Genomic DNA, 14,558 nt, shown 5'->3' with positions numbered 1-14,558 from the left:
ACTTTATAGCATATCGATAGGAGTTATAACGCTTATTCAATTGATGACGCGCCGTACGAGTCTATCGTGCACATGTCTACATATTCGCCTTTACGTGGGCGCAAAAACACCTGCTCACAAACCACATCGGCGACTCAGACCCCACCTAACGGGGGGAACTACGGACTAGCCGACTCCACCGACATTGCATTCGACGCATTGGTCATCGCCACCGGCGCCCGCAACGCCGTCGACAAGGTGCCGGGGCTGTCAGCCGCTGTGGACAACGGCACCGCAGTCCATTACTACAGCGCCGACGCCGCCACTGACGCGCACCGCGCCTTGCGTAGCTTCGCCGGTGGCAAGCTGGTGTTCCTTGTAACCTCCCAGCCGTACCGCTGCCCAGTAGCCCCCTACGAAGGAGCCCTCCTGGCGGCAGACCTTCTCAGTGAGAACGGCTCCCGCGCCGCGACGCAGATCTCCGTATACAGCCCAGAAAAACAACCCATGCCCTCGGCGGGCCCCTATGCAGGCCCCGAACTCGTCGCGCTACTCCACGCCAACAACATCGATTTCTACGGCGAACACAGCGTTGCCCGCGTCAACAACGACACCCGGGTCATCGAGTTCCAAGACGGCGCCGTCGTCGAGTTCGACCTTCTGGTGTTTATACCCCCGCACGAACCGGCGCTCACGCTCGACGGACCGGGCTGGATCGGTGTCGACGCTACCACCATGCAAACCCAATACCCCGGAATTTTCGCGATCGGAGACACTACCGCGATCACGTCCCCATCCGGCCGACCTCTGCCCAAAGCGGCGATCTTCGCCAAGAACGGCGCCAAAGCCGCCGCGGAAAATGCACTCCGCTACCTTCGCCAGACCGACCACGCTGGTGTCCTGTCGGGGCGGGGATACTGCTTTATCGACACCGGAGCACACACCTCCGCCCAAGGCGCGGGAGACTTCTTCGGCCTGCCTCACCCCGCCATCCACCTCACCCCGCCGTCCGAGGAGCTACACCAGGACAAGCAGAAAGAAGAACACGACTGGCGAGCCCTCTGGGAACACCCCGTCTCGGCCACGCAGTAAAAGGCCGCACCAGTATCGACGACCCAAGTACCTTTGGCTAGATTCCGGCGGGGCGAAATAGTCCCCGGGGCGGGGCGGTGCTCGCCGCGCTGGGCACGAGCACGCGGTTGTCAGTATCGGGGTATGAGCTTCGTGGTGTTTGCACTATCCACGCTGCCAATCCGCGTGACCGACTGCGGGCGGCGTGATGGGCCGGCGATCCCGCTGACATGAGGAGATGTTCACCGGCATGCACAGCAGCCGCTTTGGCGGCTGGAGAAGAGGCACGTCGAGCTGTCGCGCCTGGCCTTGGCGCAGCCTGTGGGGTAGCGCGGGCGGCATTGCACCTGTTTTGGGGCGGGCCGCGAAGGCTGTGCGGACACCGGCGTGTGGCCATGCCGATCTGATAGACACCTGGCATCAGGGCTGCAACGTCGGGTGCCTGCGTTGCAAGTGCTGCTACATTCGAGGGCATTGTGCGGAGCGGCCTACTTGGACAGTCACTGCTGCGATCGGCCATTGCCATCGTCGCGGCGCTCTGGTTGCTGGGCGGTGCCGTCGAGCACGCGTGGCACGCGGCTGTCTCGCTTGATGGGGCCCATGGGTCGGTTAGCTCATCTAGTGGTGCACTCGCCGTTACTGGCGATCACGCGCAGTGTGATAGCGGACTATCGCCGTCGTGTCTCGTATCGACTGCGGCGGTGGATCTCCCGCGGTGGGACACTGCGCTTCTCGCTTCCGCCGCGGCCGCGACGGTGGCCACTGTCGGTTGGCGCTTTGACCGGGTACGGCAGGCCAGACGCGGCCCGCCCCGGGGCCCTGCCACGCCCATCGCAGGTCAAAAGCTGTTGAGACAGTTGTGTCTCGCACGGCGTTGATAGGTCAGCGTCAGGTCATTCGACGCTGCGCTTTCCGCTGGTAACCGCTTGCCCATTCGACAGCCCTGGCTTATTGCCGGAATCGGTTGCCGACCTGCCGACACATTGAGTCGATACGGAAGCGCACTGCGTCGAGTCATCTGACGTCCGAGCTGACAGCCCGGCCAAAAACGATCGGTCATGCCTGAGAACACCGAAGTGGACCACGCCGAGTGTGTTGCTTCGTCTAAAGCCCATATCTTCACGGAGAACTCAATGTCTCATCGCACCATCAAATTCAAGTCACTGGCCCCGGTTGACGATACAGGCGTCAGCGGGCCGCCGGGCTCTACGGCGGGCGCCGGCGCAGCGCCTGTCATCGAGGCGGCTGTCTGTGCCGCCGGCGTGCGCGCGCTGGTGATCACTGCGCCATTCCACCACTACGGCCCGCTGAGCAATGGCGGCCAGTAACATGGATTTTGGAGCATTACCGCCGGAGGTCAACGCAGCCAGATTGTATTCTGGTCCCGGCTCGGGACCGATGTTGGTTGCTGCTGGCGCTTGGGAGGGCCTGGTCGACGGGTTGTATTCCACCGCCGCCTCGTTCGAGGCGGTAATTTCTGGGCTTGGCGACGATTCGTGGCGAGGCTCCGCGGCGGCGGCGATGGCGGAGGCGGTGGCGCCATATCTGAAATGGATGCTCGCCACTGCCGGGCAGGCGCAGCAGGCCGCCGCCCAGGCCAGGCTGGCAGCAACTGCCTATGAAACGGCGCTGGCGATGATGGCCTCCCCGTCGGTGATTGCGGCCAACCGTGACCGCGTGGCATCGCTGGTGGCGGCCAACTTTCTGGGTCAAAACACTCCTGAGATCGCGGTCACCGAGGCCCAGTACAGTGGCATGTGGGCCCAGAATGCCGATGCGATGTATCGCTATGCCAGCAGCTCGGCGGCGGCTTCCCGGGTGACTCCGTTTACCGCACCTCCGGTCGAATTGAGGGCCGCTTCGCCACGAGCCTCGGGCGACGACACGTCAGCGGCGACGAACACGCTTCCGATGGTGGCGGCCGATCCGGGGTTGTTTTCCGCGGTGCCTGCTGCGCTGAACCAGCTTGCATCGCCGGCGGTCTCGTCGTCTGGCTTGGATCTGTCGACATTGAGTTTGGTTGGCGGTGAAGCGGATTCGGGTTGGGCTTCGCCTTGCTCGATGTTCTCATCTCTGGTCTCTCGGGTGACGTCGGCGATAGCGGGTGGTGTGGCTGGCGAACGCTTTCGGGTGAGGGGCCGGCCGGTGTCGGTGCGGGCGTGGTTTGGGGGCAAGTGTGCGGACTGGATGAGCCGACGTCGTGGGCCCGCAGGCCGCGATGAGGCGCTGTCGCACACGAACATCGATCCGCCGACTATCGTCGGGAAGTTGTTGGTGCCGCAGTCCTGGCTTGTGACCGCCACAACAGAGTGCGTTGAAACAGCCTCGGGGGCAACCAAATTCATCCTCCCTTCCGAGGTGCCGGCCGTAATGGGATGGAGATAACCGTGAGAAGACAACCGCTTGCCGCACGCTGGACCCCGGTGACCATCTCGGGAGTCCAGCCGACCACGACAACCGGGAGCTTTAGCAGATCTTCAGGCGCCGGACGGTCACCGTATCAGCGTGTGAACCAGCATTTGCGGTGGTGGCCCTACGTTGCCAATGGTGCCAGCCCAGGCATCTGCCCGGCCATCTTGAAACGACCTGACATCAGGCAGGCTTGGATAGGGCAAATGGTCAGGGCCAACGACTGTAGGCTCGCGCCACGAGCAACGCCGAAGTACGTGCTGATGCTCGGCGCACCCGCAGAGCGGCCCTCATGACATCGCTTGATTCAGCCGCCACCCCGGCAATCGACGACGACATCTGTTGTACTGCAACCACTTGCGTATCACAGATGGCATCTCGTCGCGATGCCCGGTGGCACCGGGCCGCGCGATGGGCGCGAGGGCTGGCCTGGGCCAGCCTGGTTTTTGTGGTCGCCGACGGGGCGGTCGGCTTGTGGCAGGGCGTGGCCGCGGGATCCGTCGCTTTGACTGCATGGGCGTTAGGAAGCGTGCCTGAAGCGATGGCCAGCCTGATCGTGATTTGGCGGTTCAGCGGCGCGCGGGCCCTGTCCGAAACAGCCGAGCTTCGCGCGCAACGCGGTGTGGCGGTAACGTTTTGGCTCAGCGCCCCCTACATCGCCGCTGAATCCATGCACCATCTGCTCAACGAGCACGCATCGCATGCCACGCTGGGCGGCGTTTTGTTGACCGCGGCCGCATTGGTGCAGATGCCGATCCTAGGCCGTGCGCAGCACAAACTGGGTGCACGGTTGGGTTCGGGCGCCACGGTCGGCAAAGGCATCCAAAGTTATCTGTGCGCCGCCCAGGCTGCCGCAGTTCTGCTTGGCCTGGCGCTCACCCTCAGGTGGCCCGGCGGGTGGTGGTTGGACCCTGCCATCGGGCTGGCCATCGCCGGCATTGTCGTCTGGCAAGGTCTGCGATCGTGGCGCGGCAAGGACTGCGGATGTTGAAGAACGAGGATGGTAAACAGCGCCGGAATACTAGACATCCTGATTGCATATATCGCGATGTACGCATAGTTTGTGGGCATGGGTCAGGCAGCGCGAGTGCGGCGATGAGCGCCGGACATAGCCACACGCATGGGCATGCGTCGCCGGATGCTGACCGCCGCTGGCTGAGCGGTGCGCTGGCGGTGATCGCCGCGTTCATGCTGGGCGAGGTGGTGGTGGGTCTCGTCGCGGGGTCCTTGGCGTTGCTTTCCGATGCGGCGCACATGCTCACCGATGCGGCCTCGATTGCGCTGGCGCTGTGGGCGATTCGGCTGGCCGCGCGCCCGGCGTCGGGGCGAATGACCTACGGGTGGCGGCGCGTGGAGATTTTGTCCGCGCAGGCCAACGGCGTGACCTTGCTGGTGTTGGCGGCATGGTTGGCCTACGAGGCGATCAAAAGGCTGATTCATCCGCCGCAGGTCACGGGCATGCTGGTGCTGATCACCGCGCTGGTCGGTGTGGTTGTCAACCTGGGGGCGACGTGGATGATCAGCCGGGCTAACCGGGCCAGTCTCAATGTGGAGGGCGCTTTTCAGCACATTCTCAACGACTTGTTCGCATTCATCGCCACTGCGGTGGCCGGGGTGGTGATCGTGGTCACCGGGTTCGGGCGTGCGGACGCGATCGCCACGTTGATCGTGGTGGCGCTGATGCTTCGAGCCGGTGTCGGATTGGTGCGTGCGGCCAGCCTGGTTTTCCTGGAGGCCGCCCCGGCGGGTATTGAGCCGGGCGCGATCGGGCAGGCGATGGCCGCCCATGACACGGTCGTGGAGGTTCACGACCTGCACGTGTGGGAAATCACCTCAGGGACACCGGCGCTGTCGGCACACGTGATTGTCGCCGCGGCCCGCGACTGCCACGCCACCCGAAATGACTTGGCGCAGCTGCTGGCCCGCGAGCATGGCATCTCCCACGCCACGTTGCAGCTTGACCACGCCACGTCTGGAACCGGCAAGCAGGGTGCGACTGGCGGGTGTGCGTACTGCGAGGATCCGCACGGTCCGACGCATCGCTCCACCGGCACATAACAGACAGGCACCGACCGCAACCATGGCATCGTGGTGCTCAACGCAGGTCGTGACCGCCGCTCAGGGCACAAGTCGGCCGGGAGCGTCACTCAACGTCGATGAGCAGCGCTCGCTCTGTGGGCGACGAGCGGCGGCAATCTGTAAGCACGAGAAGGGGGACTTTAATTTTTATGGCCGATCACGGATTTGATCAGGACAAGGAATCACGCCCGCAGTGTGGGCGCTGCGATACACAGGTGCTTGCGCGGCCACAGTGGGCGGTGACCGTTCACCCGTGCACAGGCTGCGGGGACGCCGTCGTTGATTGGGCCGAGCTGGACTCATCCGTCGATGCAGCGGCGGTGAGCGACCCGGTGCGGCAATCCGCGGCAGCTTCGCCGGCGTCCGCGCATAGTGCGATCTTCGGCCGTGAAGCGCGGTTGTCTTGGGTGCTGGCGGGGTTGGCGGGATTAATCGGGGCGGCGGCGTTTACCCACTCCGCGGGCTACTTTGTCACCTTCATGACGGGTAATAGCGAGCGCGCCGTATTGGGACTCTTTCGCAATGAGCAGTGGCTGTCGATCGCGGCGGCGTTGTTGTTGGCGTCTTTTGTCGGTGGTGTCGTGACCGCATCGCTGTGTCGCCGGCACTGGTGGCTGGCGCACCCGCATGGCCCGACCGTGCTGACCGCCCTGTGCCTCTTCGTGGCCGCCGGCGTCGATATCGCCGTGGACGGATGGTCCACCAATCAAGTCTCCTTTGTCCCGGTGCTGTTCGCCGCGTTTGGGATCGGCGCGTTAAACACCTCCTTTGTCAAAAACGGCGAGGTCTCGATCCCGCTGAGCTACGTCACGGGCACGCTGGTCAAGATGGGTCAAGGAATCGAGCGTCACCTCAGTGGCGCAAGCGCGAGGGAATGGCTTGGATACTTCCTGCTGTGGTTCAGCTTCATCGCCGGCGCGGCGACCGGCGGCGGTATCAGCTTGGTAGTCAGTGGGTCCCAGATGCTTGCGGTCGCGGCCCTCGTCTGCACGCTCACCAGTGGCTACACCTTTTTTCACGTCGACCGTCGCGCACTGCGCAACTAAATCCCACACGCGCGCAGACGGCCCACCCAACCAGATTTCCAGCGAGGCCAGCCTCGGACCGCCGAGGTGGGCGGTTAGGTGGGGTGGGTTCGTTGCCGGTTAGCTGCCGGTTGAGAAGCGGTCCGAGCCTGCCCTCACGTGCGCCGCGCCGGGATTGGTCGCTGGTCAGGACCGGTTTGACCGAGCAGGCTAAGGGTCATGGCTGCGGCAGTGACGGTCAACGATGTGCTTGATGGGCATGTGGTTCTGGATTTGGACTGCATGGATCGGATCTGTCTCAATGGCTATGTGCCCAATCTGCAGGTGGGCGGGCAGGTGGTGTCGTTTATGACCGCGCACCTGGGTTATCCGATCCCGTCGCCGGCGATCATCGAGAAGATGGGCACCACGTTTCGCCGGGCGGTCGAGCGCTTCGCTGCCGACAACACCATCCCGGTGGTCAGGTTCGGCAAGGACGACCGCAAGATTGAGGTGATGCGCCCATATTTGGTTGGACAGGCGGGTACAGGCCGCTCCGGGGTGGTCGCAGTCGGGATCGGCCAGGAGTTCCAGAATGTGTTCGCCTCGGCAAAACACATCGGCAACAACGGTGTGCCGTGGTTTTCGTTCTACAAGGCAGACCGGCGGGTCACGTGTTTTTATTTTTATGTCTGGGACATCGATTTCGGGCCGGCGTTCATCAAGATTTGCACATCCTTCCCGTACCCGATCAAGGTGTGGCTCAACGGCCATGAGTACGCCAAACGGCAGGCCGCCAACGCCGGCATCGGGTTTGACGAGCTGTCCAACGGGTTTGCCGCCTGTGCGGATCCCGCCGCGCTGCAAGCCATCTGCGACCGGCTGGGCCCAGGCGCCATCGAGGTATTTTTCGAGCGTTGGATGAGCCAGCTGCCGCTGCCGCTGACTGACGCCGACCGGGCGGCGGGCTACTGGTGGGAACTGTCGATGCGCCAGGTCGAGGTGTCACGGACCCTGGTTTTCAACGCCCCACGCCACGCCCGCTCATTCTTTGAAGCCCTGGTCGCCGATAACCTCGACATCGGACGTCCCGACACCGTGGAACTGATCTTTTACGGGCCCCGCCGAGGCGGTCGGCCCCCGAAACTCGACTGTGTGCCCAAGACGAAAGTCGTCACTCGCGGTACCGAGGTCACCGTCAACGCGTTCTACAAGAGCTCACGCATCAAGCAGTATTTGAAAGGCGGGCGGGCGCTGCGGATCGAGACCGTGATCAACTCACCCGATGACCTACGCTGCCAGCGGCGCCTGGTCCATCTCGATGAGTTGCAGGCCCGCGCGCGTGCAATCAATCGGCGCCTGCTCGATACTGAGCGTGTCGGCCAGGGCTGCGTCCTTGCGAGTCCAGCCTTTGAGCGGATCGCGCGGCCGACCCTCACCGAGGATGGCGCGAAGACCCCGGCCTTACGGTTCGGCGATCTTCGGGGTCCAAGCCCTGGCCGGCGCCCTGTGCACGACGATGCTCGCTGTCACCGGCATCACCAACAAGAGCCTGCGTGCCTTGATGACCGGACTGCTCGACGGCACCGCCTACACCACCAACCAGGCCAGCTACGACCTCACCCGGTTACGCGTCAACGGCCTGATCACCCGAATCCCGGGCCGCAACCTCTACCGCCTCACCGGCGACGGGCTGCGGTTTGCGATCTTCTACACCAAACTGCACAACCGTCTACTGGCGCCCCTCATGGCCGCCGACCAGCCACCCGCACCACCGCCATTACGAAACGCATTGCGCACCATCGATACTCACATCACACAACGCACCGACGCCGCCAGACTGCTACCCAAAGCAGCCTGAAACTCAAGACAATCCTCAAGGTCCTAGCGACCAAGGGTCCCTAGCGACCAAGGGTCGCCAAGGGTCGCTACGCCGCCGCCGGGACTTCGCCCGGCGGCGGTGGCCCTTCGGGCAGTTTGACCTCGCGCGGGCGGGTGGTTTCGTAGGTTGAGCGGGTGTCTGGGGACGAGTTCAGCCTGCGGTATTCGGATTTGGTGACCGGCAGCTATGACTGCGTGGATCGGATCGTGCTCAACGCGTTCTTCCCGTTGGGGTATGACCCGGGCGGGTTGCGTACCTGGTGGCGACGATTGCACGGCGGCAGCGACGCCGAGCTGGACAACACCCATTTAATGCGGATGGCGGGCCGGTGCGCGCGCCGGGTCAAGGCCTGGGGTGCAGCCAACGCGGTACCGGTGATCTTCTGCAAGGCAGGGGAACGCAAGCATCGCATCGCCGAGGAGTACCTGGCCACCCATGAGGTCGGCATTGGGGTGTTTTTGGTGCTGGTGGCCAAGGCGCCGGCACCGGTGTGGAAGGTGAAACGCTCACCGAACACCGGCCGGATCGTCAACATCTAGAGGAGGCGCGAATACGTCAACCACTATTCGTTTCACATCATCGACCCCGATTGGGGGCGTGTGACGATCAAGATGTCGGGGCATCCGCCGTTTGGCGCGCAGATCATGCTCAACGGGCATGAGTTCGTGGCTCGGCAGGCCGCCGCGGCGGGGATAGCATTTAGCAAGGTCGGCAACTGTTTCACCGCGGTGGCCGACCCGGCGGGCCTGGCCCGGATCGCAGATGCCTTGTCGCGCGATGCGGCTGTAGGGCGGCTGGGCCAGGTCTGTCACCGGTGGATTTATTCGGCCTGCCTGTGCTTCGGGCTGGATCTTGACGAGCAACAGCGAAGCGGATTCGGCTACGGGTTGGCCGTCTATCAGCTTGAGTACAGCCGCAACCTGATCTTCGCCGACGGCCCAACGATGCAACGGGTGTTCGACACCGTGGTGGATCGCACCCGCTCGCGGTTGGACGTGCCCAAGATCCGCACCATCTTCGGCACCGCGCAGCGTCCGCGGCGCACCCGCAAACGCTCCTCGGTGATCGAGGCCGCGATCGAGACACCTACGTATGACCTGACCGTGTTCAAGCTGCACTTCGGGCGCCTGACCGGCAAGGCCTACACCAAAGGCGAACGCGTGCTTCGGTCCGAGGCGATCGTGCACAACACCGCCGAGCTGCGCTGCGGGCGCATGATCGAGCACTTCCCCGAGATCGTGACCCGCCTCGCCGGCATCGCCGACCGGTTCGCCACCGCGCTGGACTGTGTGGACACCGGATTCCTCCGCGACGGCGTGCTCGATGAGCTGCCGACCGGCACCCAGTTGGGCGCCACCCGCGTCGGCCGTGTCGACCTCAACAAACCCCGCATGCATGACGCGCTGCGTGCCGCCCTCGCGTTGGCCCCGGCCCCCAACGGCTTTACCGTCTCCGAGTTCACCGCCAAGGTGCACGCCCTCACCGGCCACGACCACTCCGACTACAGCGTCCGTCAGGCGGCCTACGACCTGCGCAAATTGCGCGGCAAACAGCTCGTTGACAAGCCCAGCCGCGCACGTCGCTACCTCGTCCCGCCGCTGGCTGCGCGCACGATCGCGGCCCTGCTCACCTTGCGTGACCAGGTCATAACCCCGATCCTCGCCGGAGTGCGTAGCCCCAGGATGGGACGCAAACCCGCGCACTGGACACGCGTGGACCGTGACTACGAACAGATCCGGATCGACATGCAAACCCTCTTCAATGACCTGGCCATCGAAACACCGCTAGCCGCTTGAGGATTCGCCACAAGCCAACCATTTCACATCGACAACAAATTGTCGAAAGTCAATCCTCAAGCGGCTAGACACCTCAATAGCGGGCGCCAAAAGCGCGAGCAACTGCGATTCGATCCACCCACGCCCAACGCGGTCGTCGTCCAATCCGAAAGAAATTCATAGTCATATTGCGATGTATCTATGTTATACTCGGGCGTGGCAGCGATAAAGCTGTGCTCAACTGGACCCAAACACGAGGAGGAAATCGATGTTTCCGCACGCGCTAGCGGCAAAGGCAGCCGCCACGGTGGTCACGGGATTGGTGGGCGTGAGCGCCTATGAGTTGTTGCGGAAGGCGGCCGGCGCGGCGCCGGTGCGTCGGGCGACGGTCGCGGCCGCGGAATTGGGTCTGCGAGGAACGCGGCGCGCTGAAGTGGCAGCGGAATCGGCGCGGCTGAAGGTGGCCGATGTGGTCGCCGAGGCGCGTGAACGCATCGGTGAAGAGGCTTCCCCGCCGGCTGCCGCCGCAGACGACGACCACGACCACTGATCGCTCAACGATGGCTGTTGTCGATGACACCACCGTAAGAATTCTTTCCGACGCGGCGGGGCGGATGCGCGTGCATGTGCCGTGGGTTCGTTCGGATTCCCGCCGTGCGGTGGCGGTCGAAGAAACGGTGGATATGCAGACCGGGGTGCGCGCGGTGCATGCCTATCCCCACACCGGATCGGTCGTGGTGTGGTATTCCCCCAAGCGTTGTGATCGCTTGGCGATCGTGGCGGCCATCTCGGCGGCTAAACACGTCGCGGCTGAGTTGATTCCGGCACGTACGCCGCGCTCGGCCGATGTGCGCAACACCGAGGTGCTGCGGCTCGCGATCGGCGGGGCCGCACTGGTGTTGCTGGGTGTGCGCCGCTACGGTTTCCGACGCCCGCCCCTTCTGGGCCCCAAAGCTCAGCTGGTGGCCACCGGTGCGACGGTGTTCATGGGCTATCCGTTCTTCCGCGGGGCGCTGCGTTCTGGTCGCGTGGGCACCGACACGCTGGTGACGGTGGCCACGGTGGCCAGCATGGTGTTGCGGGAGAACGTGGTCGCGCTCACCGTGTTATGGCTGCTCAACATCGGCGAGTACCTGCAGGACCTGACGCTGCGGCGGACGCGCCGGGCCATCGCCGACCTGCTACGCGGCACCGCGGACACCGCCTGGATCAGGGCTAATGATGGCAGCGAAGTCCAGGTGCCCATCGACACCCTGCAAATCGGTGACGAGATTGTGGTCCACGATCACGTGGCGATCCCGGTGGACGGCGAGGTGCTCGACGGGGAAGCGGTGGTCGACCAGTCCGCGATCACCGGGGAGACGCTGCCCGTGAGCATGGTCGTCGGCTCCCGCGTGCACGCCGGATCGGTGGTGGTACGCGGACGCCTAGTGGTGCGCGCCGCCGCTGTCGGCAACGAAACCACGATCGGGCGCATCATTTCCCGCGTCGAAGAGGCCCAGCACGATCGGGCACCGATTCAAACGGTCGGTGAGAACTTCTCCCGCCGGTTTGTTCCGATCTCGTTCATCGTGTCCGCGGCCACGTTGGCTTTCACCGGGGACATTCGGCGCGCGATGACCATGCTGTTGATCGCGTGCCCGTGCGCGGTGGGGTTGTCGACCCCGACCGCGATCAGCGCCGCGATCGGCAACGGCGCGCGCCGCGGCATCCTGATCAAGGGCGGATCTCACCTCGAACAAGCCGGCCGGGTGAACGCCATCGTGTTCGACAAGACCGGAACGCTCACCATTGGGCGCCCTGTCGTGACGAATGTTGTTGCCTTCCAGAAGGACTGGCAACCTGAAGAGGTCCTGGCCTACGCGGCCAGCTCAGAGATCCACTCTCGCCATCCGCTGGCCGAAGCGGTGATCCGCTCAACTAACGAACGCCACATCGCTATCCCGCCCCATGAGCAGTGCGAAGTGTTGGTCGGCCTGGGCATGCGCACCTGGGCTGATGGCCGGGTTCTGCTGCTGGGCAGCCCCTCGCTGCTACGCGCCGAAAAAGTCCGGGTCTCCAAGAAGGCAGCCGAGTGGGTGAGCAAACTGCGCCGTCAAGCCGAGACCCCGCTGCTGCTGGCCGTGGATGGCACGCTGGTCGGGCTGATCAGCCTGCGCGACGATATTCGTCCCGAGGCGGCCGACGTGCTGAACAAGTTGCGCAGCAACGGCATCCAGCGCATCGTGATGCTCACCGGTGATCATCCCGAGACCGCTGAGGTCGTCGCCGGCGAACTCGGTATCGACGAATGGCGCGCCGAGGTGCTACCCGAAGACAAGCTTCAGGCGGTGCGCCAACTCCAAGACGAAGGCTACGTCGTCGCCATGATCGGTGACGGCATCAATGACGCTCCGGCGCTGGCAACCGCCGACATCGGGATCGCCATGGGCCTGGCCGGCACCGACGTCGCAGTGGAAACCGCCGATGTCGCACTGGCCAACGACAACCTGCACCGCCTGCTTGACGTACCCGATCTGGGTGCGCGGGCCGTCGCGGTGATCCGGCAGAACTACGGCATGTCTATCGCCGTCAACTCTGTTGGCCTGTTGATGGGTGCTGGAGGTGTGCTCTCGCCGGTGCTGGCCGCGATCCTGCACAACGCGTCCTCGGTCGCGGTGGTCACCAACAGCTCTCGACTGATCCGCTACCGCCTGACCAACGGTCAATCTGCGACCGCCAACGGGCACTCGACGACAGCGCCGGCACCAATCTCTCGCACGGTGAGGAGGCCAAATGAGTCCATCAAAAGTGTCGGCTGAGCAGGCGGGGCGCGGCCGGTAACCCATCTCTCTCTCTGAGCTGCTGCGCGCTCCGGTACTGGCACGCGGGTCGTGACTAGGACGACGGGACTTTCAGAGCTACCTGGCAAAAGTGCGCCCACTCACGTTGCCGCGCCGAGGCTCATTGGTTCTGATCATTGCCCCGTGCTCGACCCGGAGCCCAGCTGCCGCCGTGAAGGGAAACCGTGACCCAAACGAAGGCAGAGTTTGGGAAGTGGTCGATAATCAGCGCGATCCTGCTCTCCGCCGCCGCGCTGATCTCCGCAACGCCAGCAGCAGCGGATCAAACCGATGATGAGTTCTTCGGGGCGCTCAAGAAACACGGGATCGTCTTTGCGAACCGCAACGCCGCGATTGCTATGGCCCATAGCATGTGCGCCGGATTGGACAAAGGCCAAAAGCCAACGCTCCTGGTGAACCGTCCCCGGTTTCCTGCACACCTCTTTACGTGTGACCGGTGTGCTCCCCGGCCTGGAGTCGAGCGTAGTACTCGGCCTCGGCTTCCGCGGGTGGGATGCGGCCCAGGCGGTGCATCAGCCGGGTGGTGTTGTACCAGCTAACGCTAAATCTGATGGCGCGGGCGCTAGCGTATTCGCGGCTTTCCACGGAAATAGGACTCCGCCAGATGCGATAGCGCAGGTGCTATCACAATAAAAACCGTTAACCGCGGGCCATCGCCTCCAGGCGGCGGATGCGGTCCTCGATCGGCGGGTGCGTCGAGAACAACGACCCGATCCGCTCGCCTGCCCGGAACGGGTTGGCGATCATCAGGTGCGCCTGGCTGGCCAGTTGCGGCTCCGGCGGCAACGGAGCCAGCTGCACGCCACCGGAGATCTTGCGCAGCGCCGACGCCAACGCCAGCGGGTCGCCGGTCAGGACGGCACCCGATTCGTCGGCCTGGTATTCGCGGGACCGCGACACCGCCAACCGCACCACCGTCGCGGCGATCGGGCCGAGCAGCGAAACCAGAAGCAACGCAAAAGGATTGCTGTTTTCTCGGTTTCCGCCGAACATGCCCATCCACATGGCCATATTGGCCAGGGCGGTGATCACGCCGGCCAGCGCGCCGGCCACGCACGAGATGAGGATGTCGCGGTTGTAGACGTGCGACAGCTCATGGCCCAGCACCGCACGCAACTCCCGCTCGTTGAGGATCTGCAGGATGCCGGTGGTGCAGCACACCGCGGCGTTACGTGGGTTGCGGCCGGTGGCGAACGCGTTGGGCGCCGCGGTGTCGCTGATGTACAGCCGCGGCATCGGCTGATGGGCAGCGGTGGCCAGCTCGCGCACGATCCGGTACATCAACGGCGCCTGCAGCTCCGAGACCGGCTGCGCATGCATGGCCCGCAAGGCCAGCTTGTCGCTGTTGAAGTAGACGTAGACGTTCATCCCGACGGCGAACAGCACCGCCAACCACATTGCCGTCGTGCCGAACAGCCGGCCGGCGAACACGATCATCGCTGACATAACGACCAACAGCAGGAAGGTCTTCAGTCTGTTGGCATGCGGATGCCAGGTCATCTGTGTGTGTCCTCCT

General features: G+C 64.2%; 13 protein-coding genes and 2 pseudogenes. 13 read left to right on the top strand and 2 right to left on the bottom strand.

Translation table 11 applies throughout. The annotated features are described in order from the left end of the window. Positions 1-120 precede the first annotated feature (120 nt). From EET10_RS03935 to EET10_RS03910, 7 genes and pseudogenes are all read left to right on the top strand, one after another. A pseudogene (locus EET10_RS03935) lies at positions 121-1,071 on the top strand (FAD-dependent oxidoreductase); the annotation flags it as partial. Between the two features lie 455 nt (positions 1,072-1,526). Beyond that, positions 1,527-1,928 (top strand): putative copper homeostasis (lipo)protein LpqS, encoded by a 402-nt coding sequence (gene lpqS / locus EET10_RS32585; RefSeq protein WP_484200455.1) that lies wholly within the window; start codon positions 1,527-1,529, stop codon positions 1,926-1,928. A 180-nt stretch (positions 1,929-2,108) separates the two neighbouring features. Next, positions 2,109-2,378, top strand: a complete 270-nt coding sequence (locus EET10_RS03930) for a hypothetical protein (RefSeq protein WP_036398589.1) — start codon at positions 2,109-2,111, stop codon at positions 2,376-2,378. Then, entirely contained in the window at positions 2,365-3,435 is a 1,071-nt protein-coding gene (locus EET10_RS03925; RefSeq protein WP_122501910.1) for a PPE family protein, read from the top strand. The genes EET10_RS03930 and EET10_RS03925 overlap by 14 nt, the downstream gene beginning before the upstream one ends. A gap of 394 nt (positions 3,436-3,829) precedes the next feature. Further along, positions 3,830-4,450 (top strand): cation efflux transmembrane domain-containing protein, encoded by a 621-nt coding sequence (locus tag EET10_RS03920; protein WP_036399537.1) that lies wholly within the window; start codon positions 3,830-3,832, stop codon positions 4,448-4,450. 104 nt (positions 4,451-4,554) lie between these two features. Next, on the top strand, positions 4,555-5,517 hold the full coding sequence (locus EET10_RS03915; protein ID WP_036398591.1) for a cation diffusion facilitator family transporter: 963 nt from the start codon (positions 4,555-4,557) through the stop codon (positions 5,515-5,517). 398 nt (positions 5,518-5,915) lie between these two features. Next, positions 5,916-6,584 carry a YoaK family protein gene (locus tag EET10_RS03910; RefSeq protein ID WP_036399539.1) on the top strand — a complete coding sequence of 223 codons (669 nt, stop codon included), beginning with the start codon at positions 5,916-5,918 and terminating at the stop codon, positions 6,582-6,584. Between the two features lie 189 nt (positions 6,585-6,773). Here the strand turns inward: EET10_RS03910 and EET10_RS30110 are convergent, their stop codons facing one another. After that, positions 6,774-7,409, bottom strand: coding sequence for a hypothetical protein (locus EET10_RS30110; RefSeq protein ID WP_218028433.1), 636 nt, complete (start codon positions 7,407-7,409; stop codon positions 6,774-6,776). A gap of 577 nt (positions 7,410-7,986) precedes the next feature. Between EET10_RS30110 and EET10_RS30105 the strand changes: the two genes are divergently transcribed. The 6 genes and pseudogenes from EET10_RS30105 to EET10_RS32140 all read left to right on the top strand — a co-directional run. Next, positions 7,987-8,403, top strand: a complete 417-nt coding sequence (locus EET10_RS30105) for a hypothetical protein (RefSeq protein WP_218028431.1) — start codon at positions 7,987-7,989, stop codon at positions 8,401-8,403. A 155-nt stretch (positions 8,404-8,558) separates the two neighbouring features. Further along, positions 8,559-8,963, top strand: a complete 405-nt coding sequence (locus EET10_RS03900; RefSeq protein ID WP_036398593.1) for a hypothetical protein — start codon at positions 8,559-8,561, stop codon at positions 8,961-8,963. A gap of 60 nt (positions 8,964-9,023) precedes the next feature. After that, positions 9,024-10,220, top strand: coding sequence for a hypothetical protein (locus EET10_RS03895; RefSeq protein ID WP_051490210.1), 1,197 nt, complete (start codon positions 9,024-9,026; stop codon positions 10,218-10,220). 247 nt (positions 10,221-10,467) lie between these two features. Further along, entirely contained in the window at positions 10,468-10,749 is a 282-nt protein-coding gene (locus EET10_RS03890) for a DUF1490 family protein (protein WP_036398596.1), read from the top strand. A 10-nt stretch (positions 10,750-10,759) separates the two neighbouring features. Further along, a complete protein-coding gene (gene ctpC / locus EET10_RS03885) occupies positions 10,760-13,000 on the top strand; it encodes a manganese-exporting P-type ATPase CtpC (protein ID WP_122501909.1) in 2,241 nt (746 codons plus the stop codon). 206 nt (positions 13,001-13,206) lie between these two features. Further along, positions 13,207-13,416, top strand: a pseudogene (locus EET10_RS32140) (DUF732 domain-containing protein); the annotation flags it as partial. Positions 13,417-13,681: 265 nt separating this feature from the next. On the opposite strand, the gene htpX reads toward EET10_RS32140, so the two are convergent. Then, a complete protein-coding gene (htpX, locus tag EET10_RS03875; RefSeq protein ID WP_036398597.1) occupies positions 13,682-14,542 on the bottom strand; it encodes a zinc metalloprotease HtpX in 861 nt (286 codons plus the stop codon). Between the last annotated feature and the right edge of the window lie 16 nt (positions 14,543-14,558).

Source organism: Mycobacterium pseudokansasii, assembly GCF_900566075.1.
In the GTDB taxonomy this organism is placed as follows: Bacteria; Actinomycetota; Actinomycetes; order Mycobacteriales; family Mycobacteriaceae; genus Mycobacterium; species Mycobacterium pseudokansasii.
The sequence above is the reverse complement of the archived record's forward strand: the minus strand, read 5'-3'. Positions and strand labels throughout refer to the sequence as shown.

Coding starts and splice junctions, on each gene's coding strand:
- EET10_RS03925 (WP_122501910.1), top strand. CDS start 2,365: ATGGCGGCCAGTAACATGGATTTTGGAGCATTACCGCCGGAGGTCAAC.
- EET10_RS03930 (WP_036398589.1), top strand. CDS start 2,109: ATGCCTGAGAACACCGAAGTGGACCACGCCGAGTGTGTTGCTTCGTCT.
- htpX (WP_036398597.1), bottom strand. CDS start 14,542: ATGACCTGGCATCCGCATGCCAACAGACTGAAGACCTTCCTGCTGTTG.
- EET10_RS03915 (WP_036398591.1), top strand. CDS start 4,555: ATGAGCGCCGGACATAGCCACACGCATGGGCATGCGTCGCCGGATGCT.
- EET10_RS30105 (WP_218028431.1), top strand. CDS start 7,987: ATGGCGCGAAGACCCCGGCCTTACGGTTCGGCGATCTTCGGGGTCCAA.
- EET10_RS03890 (WP_036398596.1), top strand. CDS start 10,468: ATGTTTCCGCACGCGCTAGCGGCAAAGGCAGCCGCCACGGTGGTCACG.
- ctpC (WP_122501909.1), top strand. CDS start 10,760: ATGGCTGTTGTCGATGACACCACCGTAAGAATTCTTTCCGACGCGGCG.
- EET10_RS03920 (WP_036399537.1), top strand. CDS start 3,830: ATGGCATCTCGTCGCGATGCCCGGTGGCACCGGGCCGCGCGATGGGCG.